The organism is Neisseria sp. HMSC70E02, assembly GCF_001838645.1.
Taxonomy (GTDB): domain Bacteria; phylum Pseudomonadota; class Gammaproteobacteria; order Burkholderiales; family Neisseriaceae; genus Neisseria; species Neisseria macacae.
The window spans coordinates 176658-194239 of the sequence record NZ_KV838100.1 but is presented as its reverse complement, the minus strand read 5'-3'; the positions used below and the strand labels follow the sequence as shown (position 1 = coordinate 194239).

The window sequence follows — 17582 nt, the reverse complement described above, 5'->3', positions numbered from 1 at the left end:
GGCGAGGCAACGCCGTACTGGTTTAAAGTTAATTTACTATACAAACTCTGCAAGTCCAAAGCATTAAGCGTCATGTTCAGGCTATTTTGATTGGTTACGCTGCCACTGATTGTCCGGCTTTCTGATTTTTCGCTGCCGGTATAGATACGCCCAGTATCGGAAGTACAGGCTTCTAACATAATATGAACACCTCTGCTAACAATCTCCGTACCTGAGTGAACCTTCGATAAATCAATCTTTCAGACGACCTAACCCGAAAAAATATTTCTTAGTTAACAATACTTTTCAAATTTAATTTGCAAAAACTGTATTGATACTCTAATTTTTGTCCACATTTAGAGTATAATTACTAAAACCTGAGATACAAGCAGCCCAATATCATCAGGTTCAGTAAAAAAACAAACCTTACCCATTGATTAAAAATAAATTTTCAAAAATCCAGCAAAGCCGGTCTGCCAATATCAGCCCGCTCCCGCAACCATCAAGGAACCCATACATGCAAAGCAACTTCGACCCATTGCTCATCCGTGGCAAATCATTGATTCCCGTCGTCCAAGGCGGAATGGGCGTGGGCGTTTCCGCATCGAAACTCTCCAGCGCGGTCGCCCGCGAAAACGGCGTTGGCACCATCGCCAGCGTCGATTTGCGCCACCTGCATGACGACCTGCTCGCCGAATCCAAAATCAATCCGAGCGAAGAAAAATACACCCGACTCAACTGCACTGCGCTTGACCGCGAAATCCAAAAAGCCAAAGCCGACGCAAACGGCAAAGGCATGATTGCTGTCAACGTCATGAAAGCCGTCAAAGACCACGCCGCCTATGTCCGCCAAGCCTGCGAATCAGGTGCGGACGCGATTGTGATGGGCGCGGGATTGCCGCTGGATTTGCCCGAAATGACCGAGGGTTATCACAAAGATGTCGCCTTGTTCCCGATTTTGTCCGAATCGCGCGGTATCGGTATCGTATTGAAACGCTGGATGAAAAAAGGCGTTTTGCCCGACGCCATCGTTATCGAACATCCTGCACACGCTGCCGGACACTTGGGCGCGGCAAGCGTGGCAGGTGTGAACGATGCCAAGTTTGAATTCAAACGCGTCATCGAAGAAACTTTCGAAGTATTCAAAAACTTAGGTCTTGAAAGTGAAAAAATCCCGCTCATCCTCGCCGGTGGCATGGCGAACTTTGAAAAAGTCAAAACTGCCCTGAAAAACTGGGGTGCGTCCGCCGTCCAAATCGGCACGGCGTTTGCGGTTACCGAAGAAGGCGATGCCCACATCAACTTCAAAAAAACGCTGGCAGGCGCAGAAACCGAGCATGTTGTCGAATTTATGTCCGTCGCCGGACTGCCCGCACGCGGTGTGCGCACCAAATTCCTAGACAGCTACATCAAACGCGAATCCAAGCTGCAAGCCAATGCCAAAGCCGACCCGCGTCGCTGTACTCAAGGCTTGAACTGTCTGACCAGCTGCGGCCTGCGCGACGGTTTGGCCAAAGCCGGACAATTCTGCATTGACATCCAACTCTCCGCCGCCTTCCGTGGCGAAGTCGATAAAGGCTTGTTTTTCCGAGGTAAAGACCCGCTGCCGTTTGGCAACGCCATCCGCACGGTGCAAGAAACCATCCAATATCTGCTCAACGGCGCTCTTCCCGCAACAGCCAAATAATTCATATCCGCAGATGAACGCTAAAAAAGGGTATATTTCAATGTGCCCTTTTTTAGTGGATTAAATTTAAATCAGGGTAAGGAGAGGTAACGCCGTACTGGTTTAAAGTTAATCCACTATATTTTGCCTGCAAATCGCGTAATGCTCAAAAAAGGTCGTCTGAAACCGATTTTCAGACGACCTTTTCCCAACGCGTCTTCCCTTTTCCTGCACACATTGTCAACAAAATCCGCATAAAAAATGCTAAGATGACCGTCTCGATAGACATTTGGAACACCCATGAACCCACTACTCGACCAGCTCCAACCCTATCCGTTTGCCCGCCTGCGCGAAGCCATGCAGGGCGTTAACCCTCCCGAAGGCGTCGCCCCCGTCCACCTGCATATCGGCGAACCGAAACACCCTACCCCCGAAGTCATCACCAATGCGCTGACCGCCTCACTGCACGAACTGGAAAAATACCCCCTGACCGCAGGTCTGCCCGAGCTGCGTCAGGCCTGTGCCGACTGGCTGCAACGCCGTTACGACGGACTGACCGTCAACCCCGATACAGAAGTCCTGCCCGTACTCGGCAGCCGCGAAGCCTTGTTTTCCTTCGTTCAAACCGTCTTAAACCCCGTTTCAGACGACCTCAAACCCGTCGTCCTCAGCCCCAACCCGTTCTACCAAATCTACGAAGGCGCAGCCATTCTCGGCGGCGGCGAAATCCGTTTTGCCAACTGCCCTGCCCCGTCCTTCAAGCCCGATTGGAAAAGCATTACCGAAGACGTATGGCAACGCACCAAAGTCATGTTCGTCTGCTCGCCCAACAACCCCAGCGGCAGCGTCCTGCAACTGGAAGACTGGCAAGAAATCTTTGATCTGCAAGACAAATACGGTTTCATCATCGCTTCCGACGAATGCTATTCCGAAATCTATTTCGACGGCAACAAACCCATAGGCGGCTTACAGGCGGCGGCGCAATTAGGGCGCAGCAACCGCAATATCGTCATGTTCACCAGCCTCTCCAAACGCTCCAACGTCCCCGGACTGCGCTCCGGTTTTGTCGCGGGCGATGCCGAATTGCTTAAAAACTTCCTGCTCTACCGCACCTACCACGGCAGCGCAATGAGCATCCCCGTCCAACGCGCCAGCATCGCCGCATGGAACGACGAAGAACACGTCATCGCCAACCGCCGCCTGTATCAGGAAAAATTTGACCGCGTCATCCCCATTTTGCAGCAGGCATTCGATGTCAAACTGCCCGACGCATCATTCTACATCTGGCTGAAAGTCCCCGATGGCGACGATTTGGCATTTGCCAAAAATCTCTGGCAAAAAGCCGCCATCCAAGTCCTCCCCGGCCGCTTCCTCGCCCGCGATACCGAATGGGGCAATCCAGGCGAAGGCTACGTCCGCATCGCCTTGGTCGCCGATGTCGACAGCTGCGTCAAAGCCGCCGAAACCATCGTTTCCCTGTATCGCTGAATAAAGTGGCAGTTCAATAAAAGGTCGTCTGAAAACCTCAAATCCGAGTTTTCAGACGACCTTTTAAATTCCATTCAAACAGCCTTTGCTATAACGGCATTTACTTCACTTATCAAACTTGCCCATAAAACATTTTAAACCTACAATGCCGCTGTTTATCACCTCTTCGAGTCCATCATGTTCTTCGTCCTTTCCCCCGCCAAAAACCTCAATGAAAAAGACCCTGCGCCCATCAAAGAATTCACCCAACCCGACCTCTTGGCTGAAGCCGAAATCCTAATGCGCCAATTGCGTGAACTCGCCCCGCAGCAAATCGCCGAGCTGATGCATGTTTCCGACAAAATCGCCCTCTTAAACGCCGAGCGCAACGCCGAATGGCATACGCCGTTTACCCCTGAAAACGCCAAACAGGCAGTCTTTATGTTCAACGGCGACGTTTACGAAGGTATCGCCGCAGACACCCTCAAGCCCGAACAAATCCAATATCTGCAACAACATGTCCGCCTGCTTTCCGGTCTCTACGGCGTCCTGCGCCCGCTGGATTTGATGCAGCCCTACCGTTTGGAAATGGGAACGGCGTTTGCCAACACACGCGGTAAGAACCTGTATGAATTTTGGGGCGACATCATCACCGACCTGCTGAACGACACCCTTGCCCAAGCAGGCAGCGACATATTGGTTAACCTCGCTTCGCAAGAATATTTCAAATCCGTCAACACTAAAAAACTCAAAGCCCGCCTGATTACTCCCGTTTTCAAAGATGAAAAAAACGGCAAATACAAAATCATCAGCTTCTACGCTAAACGCGCGCGCGGACTGATGGTACGCTACGCGGCGGAACATAATATTACCAACCCTGAAATGCTGAAAAATTTCGATTACGAAGGCTACGCATTTAACGCAGCAGCGTCAAATGAGTCCGAATGGGTGTTCATGCGTAAAGAACAAACCAAGTAAAAACAAAAAACTAAATATTCACCTGAAAATTTCGCTTGGCAAACCCGACAAATTTCATTATTATTTCGGCTTCAAGAAACGGAAGCGTGGCAGAGCGGTTTAATGCAACGGTCTTGAAAACCGTCGAGGGTTGATAGCCCTCCGTGAGTTCGAATCTCACCGCTTCCGCCATTTCTTGAAAATAGAAAAGCCAAATAAAAATGAAGTGAAGCCCAGCCAACAGCATTTTTATTTGGTTTTACTTTATTCTACGGAAACGTGGCAGAGAGGCTGAATGCAGCGGACTCGAAATCCGCTGAGGGTGCAAATCCTCCGTGGGTTCGAATCCCACCGTTTCCGCCAAACCGGACAAAAGCTGCCCTTTCCATAGCAGCTTTTTTTGAATCTTCCTCCCAAGTATTGGGTATGTATAGCGGATGAATTCAACTTCAAGGGGCATTCAGTTTTCAGACGACCTTGGATTCGGATTTCAAGTGCAACAGTGGTTGGAACAGATTCAAAAATAAAACACTTGGCGTTTCGTAACCAAGTGTTTTTCTTGGGCGGATAAGAATGTTAATGTGTTGCATTGCAGGAAAGGCCAGTATGCTACCGCATACCGGCCTTTTTCTGTTATGGAAAGTTGCACTTCAAATGCGAATCCGCCGTCGTCTGAAAAGCATCAATTACTTTTTCAGACGACCTTTGCGTATTTGCCGAATAGTTACTGCTCTTCCAAGCGTCCGTCGTGCATCAGCATGACCCGCTCAAAGCGGACTGCCAACTCGTCATCATGCGTGACCACAATCAGGCTTGTATTCAACTCGGATTTCAGATCCAGCATCATATCCAGTACATTTTGCGCATTTTTACGGTCAAGATTGCCTGTCGGCTCGTCAGCAAGCAAGCATTTGGGACGTGTTACCAGCGCGCGCGCAATGGCGGCACGTTGACGTTCGCCACCGGAAAGCTCGCTGGGGCGGTGTTGTATGCGCTTTTTCAAACCCGCTTTTTCCAACATTTCAACCGCACGCTGTTCTGCTTCGGCTTTTTTCATCTTGCCGATTAAAAGCGGCATCATGACGTTTTCCAAAGCGGAAAATTCAGGCAGCAAATGGTGGAACTGGTACACGAAACCCAAATACTGATTGCGCAGCAGACCCAGTTGTTTCTGTCCCAACTGACTCAAATCCTGCCCCATCAGTACCACGCTGCCGGAAGTCGGCTTATCCAAACCGCCCAAAATGTGCATCAAGGTCGATTTGCCGCTACCGGACGAACCGATAATGCTGACGCTTTGACCTTCGAGCACTTCGAGCCTCAACTGATTCAAAACGTTGACATTCAATTGACCGTCTTTGTAGCTTTTACTGACATTATCGCATTTCAAAACTACTTTATTCATAGCGCAAAGCCTCCGCCGGTTGGGTTCTTGCAGCACGCCAGCTTGGATACAGCGTAGCGATAAACGACAAAATCAGGGAAATGCAGGCAATCAGCACAACATCATGAACACTGACATCACTCGGGATATAATCGATGAAATAAACTTGTGATTTGATGAATTGGAAACCAAACCAACTCTCTAACTGTTTGACAATACTGCCCACGTTCAAAGCCAGCGTGACACCGGTAATCACACCGGTCAAGGTGCCGAAAAAGCCGGCAAATACGCCCTGCACCATAAAAATTTTCATAATGCTGCCCGGGGAGACACCCAAAGTCCTCAAAATGGCAATATCAGCTTGTTTTTCCGTAACCGCCATGACCAAAGAAGAAACCAAGTTAAAGGTGGCTACGGCAACAATCAGCAGCAGAATGATGAACATCACCCTTTTCTCCATTTCTACGGCCTCGAAATAACTGCGGTTGGTGTATGTCCAATCGCGCAACCATACTTCTTCTTGCAGATTTTTCGGCAGCAGTGTTTCGGTGAACGACGGCGCGTTGATCGGATCGGCAAGTTTCAATCTCAAGCCTGCCGCATTTTCATCTAGGCGGTACAAGACTTGGGCGTCTTTCATGTGCGTCAATGCCAGAGAATTGTTCAATTCATGGATTTTGGTTTTGACCAAGCCGACAACTTTAAATTGTTTCAGACGAGGTACGACACCGGCAGGCGTCACGTTGCCTTCAGGTGTAACGACAGTGATTTTTTCACCAACCTTTACATCCAAAGTCTCAGCCAAATCCTGCCCCAAAATAATATCGAATTCGCCCGGCTTCAAATCATCAAAACTGCCAACAGGCATTTCTTTACTGTATTCAACGATCTTTTTTTCTTCATCAGGCAAAATCCCGCGGATTTGAACACCTTGGACCTCACCCGCATTTGCCAGCAATGCCTGTCCTGAAACATAAGGTGCCGACTGAAGCACCTCTTTGCGTCCTTTAATAATCTCGCGTAGGCTCTCCCAGCTTTTACCGTTGCCGTTATCGTAATAACCCATTTCGGCATGAGGAGCCACTTTCAAAAGCTGCCCCCGTATGTCTCTCTGAAAGCCCGCCATGACAGACAATACGACAATCAAAGCCATCACACCGAGTGCAATACCTACAATAGAAATGACGGTGATAAACGACATGAAGCCATTGCGTTTTTTTGCCCGCAAATAGCGCAGTCCTATCCAAGTCTCTAAAGAAGCCATTTATATGCCTCATCCGTTTGTCAAAAAACGCCTATTGTACCGTAAAACCGACAGGTCGTCTGAATACGCCGAAACGACCGAGAATAGAGACATCGCAATTTGTAAACCAAAGTCTTCTTATTCAGGGCTACCGTAAAATCGGTCGAAAAACTTGCACAATCATCTATTCGGCCTTATTCTGAAATCGCGGTAAAGTTTACCGCCATCAAAAAGGAAAACCATTAATGAACATCACAAAATTCTTAGCATTATCCGTTGCCGCTGCCGGATTGGCATTCAGTGCAAATGCGTATGCGGCTAAGGAGATTAAAATCAGTTCAAACAATACGTCCTATTCCGCTGCCGACGTGCAAAAACTTGCCGCAACCGCAGTCGGCATGGGTGTTAAAGAACCGGTCAGCCTGACCGCAGGCAGCGGTGTCGTCACCGTGTCCGGCAGCAGCGCCACCAAATGTGCCTTTAAAGTAGGCAGCGGCGACACTCCGCAAATTCAAGGCGTAAGCTGCAAATAAACCGGCTTTGTTTGAAATAAGGTCGTCTGAAACGCGTTTTCAGACGACCTTATTGTTTATTCCTTGATTGCGCGCCTTTCATAAACGGCCTGCGCCAAAGTTCCAGCATCGACATATTCCAGCTCCCCACCCAAAGGGATGCCTCTGGCAAGACGGCTGACTTTGTATGGAAGGTTTTTAAACAATTCTGCCAACACATACGCCGTCGCATCTCCTTCGGCAGTAAAGTTTGTTGCAATGATGATTTCTTCGACATCAGCGTTCTGCAACCTTACCACCAGTTTGTCCAATGCGATGGCGCTCACATCCATCCCTTGCGTGGGACTGATTTGCCCCATCAGCACAAAATACAAACCGTCATGGCAATTGGCAGTTTCCATATTGGAAACATCTGCCGGCATATGGACGATCATCAGGCGGCGTTTGTCGCGCGATTCGTCAGAACAGATATCACACACACTCCCTTCGCAAAATGTGTTGCACATCCTGCAATGCTGGACTTGCTTTAATGCGTATTGCAAAGCATCAACCAACTCCTGCGCCTGCTCCCGCTTGCTTTGCAGCAATTGATGCGCCATGCGCTGCGCGGATTTGGGACCGACATTGGGTAGAATTTTCAAGGCATTAATCAGCCGCGTAAAAGCATCGGGAGCTTTGCTCATGGTATTCAGACGACCTCTAACCGAAAAATAAGGAAAATCGGGATGTGTATAGTAGTGAAATCACTATATATTGATGGGGCAAGAAAGGCTGATTATATAATGAAAACGGTCGGATTTTCTCCGACCGTTTGATTCTGTTTAAGGCAGACGGGCAATCATGTTTGCCATCATTGCTGCCTACCTGTTCATCACCTGCTTACTCTGCTGAATTATCAACTTTTTGCGCACCTTGCTCGCGCTTGATTTCCTTGCTGAAATAACGCAGCAATGCGTCAAAAATGTTGGCAGACTGCTGTTGCGCCAGCATTTGTTTGGCAGCAGGTACTTGGGAAGCGATATTTTCCGGCGCGGCAATATTTTGTACTTCAACAATTACAGGAGCCGGCATGCCTTCCAGCAGCATGGCGTATGCAGGTTTGCCATTTTGCGGACGGGCTTTAATCAGTTCGTTATACGCTTCGGGTGCCATGGTCCGGCGTGCATCTTGCGCACTCAATTTCGATACTTCCGACCATTTCAAGTCAACTGCCTTGCCTGCCTTCAAAGCCTCGATGGCTTCTTTGGCTTTTTTATCGGCCAGTTTTGCGGCTTCGCTGCGCAGATAAGCCAAACGCACTTCTTCTTGAACATCAGCGAAAGGCGCGGTTTTTTCTTCCCTGACTTCCTTGACACGAATAACCCAAACCGTATCTTTGTCCATGGAAATCAAATCGGAATTGTGTTTTTTCTTCAACACATCTTCACTGAACGCAGCATTAATCAATGCATCGGGCAAACCTGCTGCTTTACCGTTGGCTTGAGTCAACCAATCTTGATCCAGGCTTTCCAGTTTCAGATTTGTTTTTTTAGCGACATCCGCCAGGGAAGTCGGCGTATTAAATGCTTCTTCAGAAAGCTTTTCTTTGGCCGAATTAAATTCGGAAGCAGCTTTTTTCAGCTTCAAATCGGCTTCGATACGGGCTTTTTCATGTTCTAAAGACACTTTGTCTTCGATATTCAAAACTTGGACGATATCGTAGCCGACCGGTGTTTGAACCACATCGCTGATTCCGCCTTTAGGCAGCGAGAACGCCACGTTTTCCAAATCCGCCCCCAAGCCGCCGTCTTTAGACAGATAGCCTAAGTTGCCGCCTTTGGAAGCAGACGTAGTGTCTTTTGAATATTTTTGCGCCAGCGCAGCAAAATCAGCCGGCTTGGCTTTCAGCTCTGCCGCAACTTTGTCTGCTTCGGCTTTGATTGCCGCGCGTACCGTTTCATCGGCATCTTGGGGAACCGGGAAGAAGATGTGGGCAATTTCACGGCGGGGCGAAAGATGGGGCGCCTGCTCGTCAAATGCTTTTTTCACTTCGTCTTCGCTGACGGTCTGTTTGTCCGCCAAATCTTTGGCACTCAGGGCAATGTATTCCAATTTCACGCCTTGTGGAATCAGATAATCTTTTTTGTGCGCCTCATAATATGCCTTCAGTGCGGCATCATCGACTTTTACTTGAGAAACAAAGGCTTCAGGATTGAATGTTACTGAACGGATATCGCGGGTCGCCTGAGTCAGCTTAATCAGCTGCTCTGCTTGCGCATCGCTGATAATCGCACCGTTTTGCACCAAATTGATCAAACTTTGCAACGCATACCGTTCGCGGATGTCGGCGACAAACTGGTCTTCCGTCATATGGCGTTGACTCAGGAAGTTTGAAAAAATCTGTTGGCTGAATTTACCGTTTTGATCGTGAAAGTTAGGATCATCCACGATCAGTTGTTTAAGCTGCTCTTGGGAAACTTCCACGCCCATCAGCTTGGCACCTTCCTTCAGATAGGCGCGTTGAACCAAAGATTGGAATACGGCTCCCCGCGACGGGCTTTGGCCCTGAAGCTGCTCACCTTGCAACTCATTATTCAAAGAATACTCACTGATTTTTTCATCCCCTATTTTGACGATAAAATCAGAGCCGGGCGCAGCAACCGTGCTGACACCGAAGCCGACGAAGGTCAGCGCAATCAGACCCAACAAAATCTGGGCCGGAGTTTTATATTTTTCAACGGTATGGAACATATTATCTGAAGACGTAATGATTAAAATAGCAAACGCGCATTGTAGCGCGTTTTGCCTTGTTATGCACTCTTGGCAGAACGCTGTCCCTACTTATTTTTCAGACGACCCCATCCCGCCGTATCGTGTTATTTTGAAAAAATTTCTTGATAGTTTTCTTCGGAAAAGCCGACGAAAAACCGCCCTTCTTTTTCCAAAACCGGCCGCTTGATGATGCTGGGCTGTTCCGCCATCAATCGAACCGCGCCATCGGCGTTAGCCGCAGCGGCTTGGGCTTGCCCATCCAGTTTGCGCCACGTCATACCGCGTTTGTTCAATAAAACCTCCAGCGGTATCTGCTCCAACCATTTGCTTATCGTGTCAACTTGCGGCGGGCTCTTTTTAAAATCCACAAATTGAAAATCAACGCCATGTTCTTCCAACCATTTGCGGGCTTTTTTCACCGTATCGCAATTGGGAATGCCGTATAACTGAATCATCTTGAAATCACTCTCTATCCTAAAGAAAAAGCGCCGTCATTTTAGCCGATTTTCCTTTTAATCAGAACAAAATGGGTCGTCTGAAACCTTTTCAGACGACCTCTGTATGCTTTTCTTATACTCAACGGCTTTTTTCATCAAGCGTTTGTTCTTATAATATCGAACTATTCCATTGCTACCCGACAAAGGATTCCACATGCAAACCCGCCTGCCATTTTTTGGTGTCGTCCGAGTCAGCGGGGAGGACAGAGCCTCCTTTCTTCACGGCCAATTATCCAACGACATCAACCATCTGAACGAAAATACCGCGTGTTATGCCACTTACAACACCCCGAAAGGGCGCGTGCTGGCAAATATGATCGTCCTCAACCGAGGAGAAGACTTGCTGCTGATTATGGCGCAGGATTTGACCGAAGCCATTGTCAAACGGTTGCGCATGTTTGTCCTGAGAGCCAAAGTCATCTTTGAACCGCTGCCCGATTTTGCCGTCGCAGGCGAGCTGGACGAAACTGCCTCCCCCTCTCCCGCAGCCGAACCTGCCCTATCCTTTCCTGCCCAAGCAGACAACGGGGTATACACCATTACCCTGCCCCATTCAGGTCGTCTGAAAATCGGCGAAGCCGGGCTTCTGCCCGAATATGACGCGGCAGCCGAAAACGCTTGGAATCTGCACGAAATCCGCAGCGGCTACGCTTGGATTTCGACGGCAACCAAAGAAACTGCCGTTGCCCAAATGCTCAACCAACATATCATCGGCGGCGTACATTTCAAAAAAGGCTGCTATCCTGGACAGGAAATCATCGCCCGCGCCCAATATCGCGGACAAGTCAAACGCGGACTGGCGGTTTTGCGGGGCGATTCGTTGGAAGCCGCAGGCGTTACCGTTCAAAACGGAGGCGAAGAAGCCGGACAAATCATCAATACCGCGCTGACCGATACCGGCAGCCTGAGTCTTGCGGTTATCAAATTTTCCGCAGCACACGCCGATTTGACCGATGCCGACGGCAATGCTTTAAAACAAGAAACCTTGTTCTTTACAGTGGATGCTTGACGCGCAGCGATAGCGTAATAAGTGTTAAGTCAGTCCGCTATCTCTCTGCACACGATAAAAAGGTCGTCTGAAAACGCAACATAGACAATCCCGGCGTTTTCAGACGACCTTTTTCAATCCATCCTTATTTCTGCCAATACGTTTTCACGTTCACAAATTCATACAACCCGAATTCAGACAGTTCCCGTCCGTAACCGGAAGCCTTGACGCCGCCAAAGGGAAGGCGCAGGTCGCTGCTGGTGTGGCGGTTGATAAAGACCGAGCCTGCTTGGATTTTTTCGGCAAACGCCCAAGCGCGGCAGGTATCGGCGGTATAAATACTGGCGCCCAATCCGTAGGGCGTATCGTTTGCAAGGGCGACGGCGTGTTCCTCATCCTTCGCCCGCAAAATCATGGCAACCGGCCCGAAAACCTCCTCATTCCAAACGCGGCAGTCGGGATTCACTTTGTCTAACACGGTGGCGGGGTAAAACCAGCCTTTTCCTTCGGGAATGAAACCGCCCGTCAAAACCTCTGCGCCGTTTGCGACTGCGTCCTGTACCTGAGCATGTACGTTTGCGCGCAAGTCTTCGCGGTGCAGCGGGGCAAGCGTGGTCGCAGGGTCTTTGGGATCGCCCGTTTGCAATTTGGCGCATTCGGCAAGGAACAGGGGAATGAAGCAGTCGGCAACGGCTTCGGTAACGACGATTCGTTTGGCTGCGTTGCAAGACTGACCCGCGTCGCGGAAACGCGAATAACAAGCTTCGACGGCGGCACGTTCAATATCCGCATCAGGCATGACAATGAAAGGGTTGCTGCCACCGAGTTCGAGGACGGTTTTTTTGAGGTACATTCCCGCATGGGCGGCGAGCAGGCGGCCGGTCTGTGTCGAGCCGGTAAACGCCATCGCATCAGTGTCTTCAATGGCTTTCAACGTATCGTCGTTATTTAACCATGCGCCAATCAACGGGAGGTCGTCTGAAACCAGTTCCAGCAGCGCAGCACTGACCCGCGCAACACTGGGTGCAGGTTTGACGGCACAAGCATTTCCCGCGCACAGGGCTGGAATGGCAAAACGCAAAACCTGCCAGACAGGATAGTTCCACGGCATGACGGCAAGCACAACGCCCAACGGCTCAAAACGCACCTGACTGAGGCTCGCCTGTGTGGCAATGGTCTTATGCGCCAGCAACTCGGGGGCAAGGCGGACGTAATATCGGATGAGTTCGACCGATTTATCCAGTTCGGCACGGCATTCATGCAGGCAGCGTCCGACTTCTTCGCAAACCATCTCCGCAAGCCGCTCCTTGTTTTGCGCCAAACGCTCGGCAAAAGCTTGCAGCAAAGCAGTCCGCCCGATAACGCCCAACCGCGCAAACGCCTGCTGGCGCACCTTCAACGCCGCCAATTCTTGTGCAAATTCAGCATAACTCTGCGCTGGACGGCGGCAAAGGGTTTCGCCGGTATAGGCATTGATGCTGTGAAACATGGTTCGGCTCCTTTGTATGTCGGTTTTATTTTAGGTCGTCTGAAAATTAAGACGTTCTTTCAGACGATGTTTGTTCATCAAAGATAGCGCGATTATATAGCAAACTCGGATAGAACATCTCCACACAGTCCTTTCCGGACAGACAACCCAGACTAAAAGGAATTTATGTCATTCGCTAATAACGCTTAAATTTTGCCATTCCCATCCCCTGATTTTGTAGAAACTGCTGAATTTATCAAGGAATCAGCCGTCTTGTTCTGACCACCCAAATGCCGTACCTTCTGAATAACGCGCCTTGATCAAATCCTTTTAATGAAAAAGAAAAGAGAAAGTAATAAAAAGAATACTGCCAACTTTAAACAAAATACTGAGTTAGAAGCTAATATTGCAAGTAAATTCACATCCTTCGTTATTTTTTTGTTTGAATAAAATATATCATTTTTGTAATACGAAACTAAAACTCCATTTAAAAAGTTTGTTTCATTGGAGTTTAATAATAATATTTTTGCATTTGTTATAGGAAATCTTTTATTTATATTTTCCATTTTACATAAATCATCAAGTCCGTAACAAGATAGCCAGTATGATCTTAATCCTGTTTCAAGCTTAATCTTTCTTTCTCCTCTATTAGGGGAGGAAATCAGCATTATTGCCTCATTGAAGGATTGCTCCTCACCTTTAAAATTCAAGCCATAGGGAGCAATAAAAATACCTGCTAAAAGAATGCAAAACAACGAGAAAAATAAAGAAATAATATAATATTTAAATTTCATGTTTAACCTATATATGAAAAGAAATGGTAAATAAAATTTGGCTGAAAATACAATAAAAGGTCGTCTGAAAATATTCAGACGACCTTTTTGATATTTTCAAAAAACCTGATGCAAGAACCAAACTATTCGACTCGTCTGAAACTGAAGTTCTGCGTCGCAAGCCAGCACACACCTGAGCCGATGCAGACCATAATCGCGCCCTGCCAAAACTGTACAGACAGGGGCGCATTGAGCAGGACGGAGGAAATGAGAGCAGAAAAAATGGGAATGAAATAGGAAGCGCCTGCCAAAACGGTCATATTGCCGCATGAAATGCCGATGTTCCAAACCGCATAGCCCAATCCCATGCAGGCTGCGGCGGCAACGGCATAAAGTATGGCGCCGGTATCGAAATGAAGGCTGCCGTAGCCGCCTGCGAAATATTTTGCCCACAGGATGCAGGAGACGAGGAGGAAGAAAAAACCGACGGCATTGCCCTGCGCTTTGGTTCTGGCGGTCAGGGTGCAGTATGCCGCCCAAAACAGCGCGTCCAACAATGCCATGATGTAACTGAACGGATTGGTTCGGACGTTGCCGATAATCTCGGGCAAAGAGAATCCGCCTTCACCGCCTAAAACGGTGGCAATGCCTACAAACGACAAGACAAAGCCTATGCCTATCCACCATTTTGCCGGCTGCTTGTTAAACCAAACCGCGCCGATGATGGTAAACGTCGGCCAAAGATAATTGACCATACCGACTTCGACCGCTTGGCGTGCGTTGTCGGCAAAACCGATGGAAAGAGACAGGCACAATTCGCAGCCGACGAAAAAAATGCTTGCCCAGAAAAGGTAGCTGCGGCTGAACTGCCGCAAATTCGGCAATCCGAAAATAGCCAAGAGCAACAAAGTGGAAAGGCTGTACATCACCGCCGCGCCGCCGACCGCCCCCATGTGCAGGCTCAAGGCGCGTATCAATCCGACTACGGAACTCCAAAAGGCTACGGCAAGCAGACCTATGGATGTGGCTTGATTGGGGGTAAATGCGTGTTGGAGCAGACGGTTCATGATGTGTTGTGTTGGGATTTGTTTTATTATGTAATTTTTTGATATTTTACGCCTCCTGTTTGCATAATCAAGAGGAAAGGTCGTCTGAAAACACGGATGCAGATACTGCCAAACTGTTTTCAGACGACCTTTTGCTGTTTTCTGAATTTAATATCCCTTCCCCTAGAGACGAATTCAATTTCATGTCAGTCATGGCTGGCACTTATTACAATCGCAACTCTTCAAAATGGTTACTTACCGTAACATTTGAAACAGTAGGAAAATCCATCAGTTCTGGGTTGATTATGTAATTTGTCAAACTATCAGAAGGATTCAAATGGTAAATAGTCGTCAAAACATTAACAAAAAACCTTTCCCCTTTTACCATTATTTTTTCATCGACATCCGTTATAAAATAAATTTCCCTATCTTTCAGATATATGATTTGATTTCTCTTCAAATCTACCGTCCATTCCTCAATCGATTTATTCATGCGTGCATTTTGAATATACAGTTCAAACTGATGGCCATAAGAAAAATCTATTCCTACTTTAATAAATAAATCATCTCCAAAAAATTTGGATTCAAAATCAGCCCATAGCTCATCTTGAAATTTTTTATTTACTTCTTTTATGAAATCATTAAATTCAATCATCTGATTACCTCCGACGGCAGCTTTATATAAGCTGCTTGATTAGTTGTCCGATGGACATCTGCGCTTTTGCTGCCCCTTAAAAATCTCAAAAGATTATAGTCGGGTCGTCTGAAAACCGATATCAACCCTCTCCCCCTCTCCCAATCCAGAATATAACGAAATCGCATTAAATTAAAACCAAGCATTCTTTCCGTTTTTCAGACGACCTGTTTACAGTATCGCCACTGTTTTCAGAAAAATCACCATTCAACCAAACAATTAAAGCCGCGCAGGCAAACGCTCTGCCTCAAGCAGCCGTCCGCACAAAGGAACCGACATGACTCCAGCCAATCCGCTTCCCGCCGAACTTTCCGCACAACTCGCCGCCCTCTCGCCTACACAGCTCGCTTGGCTTTCCGGCTACTGCTGGGCGCAAAGTCAGGGGGCGGAGGGCGGTTTGGGTGTTTCCGTAGCCCCTGCCGTTGTCGCCCCCGCGCGACGCGTGTTGGTCTTATCCGCCTCGCAAACGGGCAATGCGCGCGGCGTTGCCGAATCTTTACATGCCAAACTCAAAAACGCCGGCGTAGAAGCCGTATTGAGCAGCACGGGGGACTTCAAAAGCAAAACCCTGCCCGATGAAGACATCGTGTTATTGGTAACATCCACGCAAGGCGAGGGCGAGCCGCCCGAAGAAGCCCTGCCGCTGTATAAATTCGTCTTCGGCAAAAAAGCCCCCGATTTGGGCAAACTCACTTTTGCCGTCTTGGGTTTGGGCGATTCTTCCTATCCCAATTTCTGCCAAGCGGGCAAAGACTTTGACGCCAAATTTGCCGAACTGGGCGCACGTCGTCTGAACGACTTGGGCATCTGCGATTTAGAGTTCCAAAGCGCCGCCGATGCTTGGATAGAAGCTGTCGTCCCCCAAGTTGCCGAGCTTGCCGCGCAAACCGCCGCAGCATCCGTTGCAACCCCTGTCGCCCCTCAAACCGCAGGTACTGTCTATACCAAAGACAAACCCTATACCGCCACCCTGTCCGTCCGCCAAAAAATCACGTCCCGCTCCGCCGAGAAAGACGTAGAACACATCGAAATCGACCTGTCCGGTTCCGGACTGCACTATCAGGCAGGCGACGCATTGGGTGTACTCCCGCTCAACGATTCGGCTTTGGTTCAAGAAATCCTCGATTTGCACCAATTAAGCGGCGAAGAAAAAATCCGCCTTTCAGACGACCTCGAAACCGACATCCGCACCGTCCTGACCGAGTCCGCCGACATCACGCAAAACACGCCGGCACTCGTGCAGCAATACGCCGAATTGTCCGGTAGCGAAGAACTCAAAACCACAGCCGCCGACAAAACCCGATTGGACGCCTACCTCGCCACCACCCCGCCCGTCGGCGTCTTCGCCGCCCACCCCCATCCGCTGGACGCGCAAACCTTGTTCCAACTGTTCCGCCCCCAAACCCCGCGCCTTTACTCCATCGCCTCCTCGCAAGACGAAGTCGGCGAAGAAGTCCACCTGACCGTCGGCGTCGTCCGCTTCGAACACCACGGCAACACCTACACCGGCGCAGCCTCAGGCTATCTGGGCGAACGTCTTGAAGAAGGCGGCGAAGTACGCGTCTTCGTCGAACCCAACCCCAACTTCCGCCTGCCCGCCGACGGCAACACCCCCGTCATCATGATAGGCGCAGGCACAGGCATCGCCCCCTTCCGCGCCTTCATGCAGCAACGCGACGCCAACGGCGACAACGGCAAAAACTGGCTCATCTTCGGCAACCAACGCCTCGCCGACGACTTCCTCTACCAGCTCGAATGGAGCGATTACCGCAAAGACGGCATCCTCACCCGTGCCGACTTGGCATGGAGCAGGCAAGGCGAACACAAAGTCTATGTCCAACACAAAATCGCCGAACACGCCGCCGAAGTTTGGAACTGGCTGCAACAAGGCGCACACCTCTACGTCTGCGGCGACGCCACCCGCATGGCACGCGACGTAGAAACCGCCCTGATCGACGTCATCGAAACCCAAGGCAAACTCAGCCGCGACGATGCCGAAGACTATCTCAACGAAATGCGCGAAGATAAACGCTACCAACGCGACGTTTATTGATACCGCCCCAAACGAAAGGTCGTCTGAAAAGCCCAAATCGGGTTTTCAGACGACCTTTCGCATTACCAAGCCACTTATAGTGGATTAAATTTAAATCAGGACAA

The 17582-nt window shown here is 49.1% G+C and carries 15 protein-coding genes and 2 tRNA genes; 8 read left to right on the top strand and 9 right to left on the bottom strand.

Translation table 11 applies throughout. The annotated features are described in order from the left end of the window. Positions 1 to 496: 496 nt before the first annotated feature. The 5 genes from HMPREF3277_RS08125 to HMPREF3277_RS08105 all read left to right on the top strand — a co-directional run bounded on the left by HMPREF3277_RS08125 (position 497) and on the right by HMPREF3277_RS08105 (position 4432). Positions 497 to 1666 (top strand): NAD(P)H-dependent flavin oxidoreductase, encoded by a 1170-nt coding sequence (locus HMPREF3277_RS08125; RefSeq protein ID WP_070870706.1) that lies wholly within the window; start codon positions 497 to 499, stop codon positions 1664 to 1666. 279 nt (positions 1667 to 1945) lie between these two features. Further along, positions 1946 to 3133 (top strand): succinyldiaminopimelate transaminase, encoded by a 1188-nt coding sequence (gene dapC, locus HMPREF3277_RS08120; RefSeq protein ID WP_070870705.1) that lies wholly within the window; start codon positions 1946 to 1948, stop codon positions 3131 to 3133. A gap of 177 nt (positions 3134 to 3310) precedes the next feature. Next, positions 3311 to 4090, top strand: a complete 780-nt coding sequence (yaaA, locus tag HMPREF3277_RS08115) for a peroxide stress protein YaaA (RefSeq protein WP_070870703.1) — start codon at positions 3311 to 3313, stop codon at positions 4088 to 4090. An 80-nt stretch (positions 4091 to 4170) separates the two neighbouring features. Further along, positions 4171 to 4261: transfer RNA gene (locus tag HMPREF3277_RS08110), tRNA-Ser, on the top strand. 81 nt (positions 4262 to 4342) lie between these two features. Next, a tRNA-Ser gene (locus tag HMPREF3277_RS08105) sits at positions 4343 to 4432 on the top strand. Between the two features lie 361 nt (positions 4433 to 4793). Here HMPREF3277_RS08105 and lolD read toward each other — a convergent pair. After that, entirely contained in the window at positions 4794 to 5474 is a 681-nt protein-coding gene (gene lolD, locus HMPREF3277_RS08100; protein WP_003760685.1) for a lipoprotein-releasing ABC transporter ATP-binding protein LolD, read from the bottom strand. Continuing rightward, entirely contained in the window at positions 5467 to 6717 is a 1251-nt protein-coding gene (locus HMPREF3277_RS08095) for a lipoprotein-releasing ABC transporter permease subunit (protein WP_003778670.1), read from the bottom strand. The genes lolD and HMPREF3277_RS08095 overlap by 8 nt, the downstream gene beginning before the upstream one ends. Before the next feature lie 224 nt (positions 6718 to 6941). Between HMPREF3277_RS08095 and HMPREF3277_RS08090 the strand changes: the two genes are divergently transcribed. Further along, the gene (locus HMPREF3277_RS08090) at positions 6942 to 7229 is read left to right on the top strand and encodes a hypothetical protein (protein ID WP_003760695.1); all 288 of its coding nucleotides are present in this window, start codon (positions 6942 to 6944) and stop codon (positions 7227 to 7229) included. A gap of 56 nt (positions 7230 to 7285) precedes the next feature. Here HMPREF3277_RS08090 and recR read toward each other — a convergent pair whose 3' ends face one another. The 3 genes from recR to HMPREF3277_RS08075 form a co-directional block, all read right to left on the bottom strand. Next, entirely contained in the window at positions 7286 to 7891 is a 606-nt protein-coding gene (gene recR, locus HMPREF3277_RS08085; RefSeq protein ID WP_070870701.1) for a recombination mediator RecR, read from the bottom strand. 196 nt (positions 7892 to 8087) lie between these two features. Then, the gene (locus HMPREF3277_RS08080; protein WP_070870699.1) at positions 8088 to 9938 is read right to left on the bottom strand and encodes a SurA N-terminal domain-containing protein; all 1851 of its coding nucleotides are present in this window, start codon (positions 9936 to 9938) and stop codon (positions 8088 to 8090) included. A gap of 125 nt (positions 9939 to 10063) precedes the next feature. Further along, complete coding sequence (locus tag HMPREF3277_RS08075) at positions 10064 to 10414, bottom strand: ArsC family reductase (protein WP_070870698.1); 351 nt, start codon at positions 10412 to 10414, stop codon at positions 10064 to 10066. A gap of 196 nt (positions 10415 to 10610) precedes the next feature. Here HMPREF3277_RS08075 and HMPREF3277_RS08070 point away from each other — a divergent pair, with 196 nt between their 5' ends. Next, positions 10611 to 11465 (top strand): CAF17-like 4Fe-4S cluster assembly/insertion protein YgfZ, encoded by an 855-nt coding sequence (locus HMPREF3277_RS08070; protein ID WP_070870697.1) that lies wholly within the window; start codon positions 10611 to 10613, stop codon positions 11463 to 11465. 124 nt (positions 11466 to 11589) lie between these two features. On the opposite strand, the gene HMPREF3277_RS08065 is transcribed toward HMPREF3277_RS08070, so the two are convergent. The 4 genes from HMPREF3277_RS08065 to HMPREF3277_RS08050 all read right to left on the bottom strand — a co-directional run bounded on the left by HMPREF3277_RS08065 (position 11590) and on the right by HMPREF3277_RS08050 (position 15386). Continuing rightward, entirely contained in the window at positions 11590 to 12933 is a 1344-nt protein-coding gene (locus HMPREF3277_RS08065) for an aldehyde dehydrogenase family protein (RefSeq protein WP_070870696.1), read from the bottom strand. Between the two features lie 299 nt (positions 12934 to 13232). Further along, the gene (locus tag HMPREF3277_RS08060; RefSeq protein WP_070870695.1) at positions 13233 to 13706 is read right to left on the bottom strand and encodes a hypothetical protein; all 474 of its coding nucleotides are present in this window, start codon (positions 13704 to 13706) and stop codon (positions 13233 to 13235) included. A gap of 122 nt (positions 13707 to 13828) precedes the next feature. Beyond that, the gene (gene yddG / locus HMPREF3277_RS08055) at positions 13829 to 14752 is read right to left on the bottom strand and encodes an aromatic amino acid DMT transporter YddG (protein WP_141765195.1); all 924 of its coding nucleotides are present in this window, start codon (positions 14750 to 14752) and stop codon (positions 13829 to 13831) included. A gap of 205 nt (positions 14753 to 14957) precedes the next feature. Further along, positions 14958 to 15386, bottom strand: a complete 429-nt coding sequence (locus tag HMPREF3277_RS08050; protein WP_070679881.1) for a hypothetical protein — start codon at positions 15384 to 15386, stop codon at positions 14958 to 14960. A gap of 316 nt (positions 15387 to 15702) precedes the next feature. Here HMPREF3277_RS08050 and HMPREF3277_RS08045 point away from each other — a divergent pair, with 316 nt between their 5' ends. Then, positions 15703 to 17478 carry an assimilatory sulfite reductase (NADPH) flavoprotein subunit gene (locus HMPREF3277_RS08045; RefSeq protein ID WP_070870691.1) on the top strand — a complete coding sequence of 592 codons (1776 nt, stop codon included), beginning with the start codon at positions 15703 to 15705 and terminating at the stop codon, positions 17476 to 17478. Positions 17479 to 17582 lie beyond the last annotated feature (104 nt).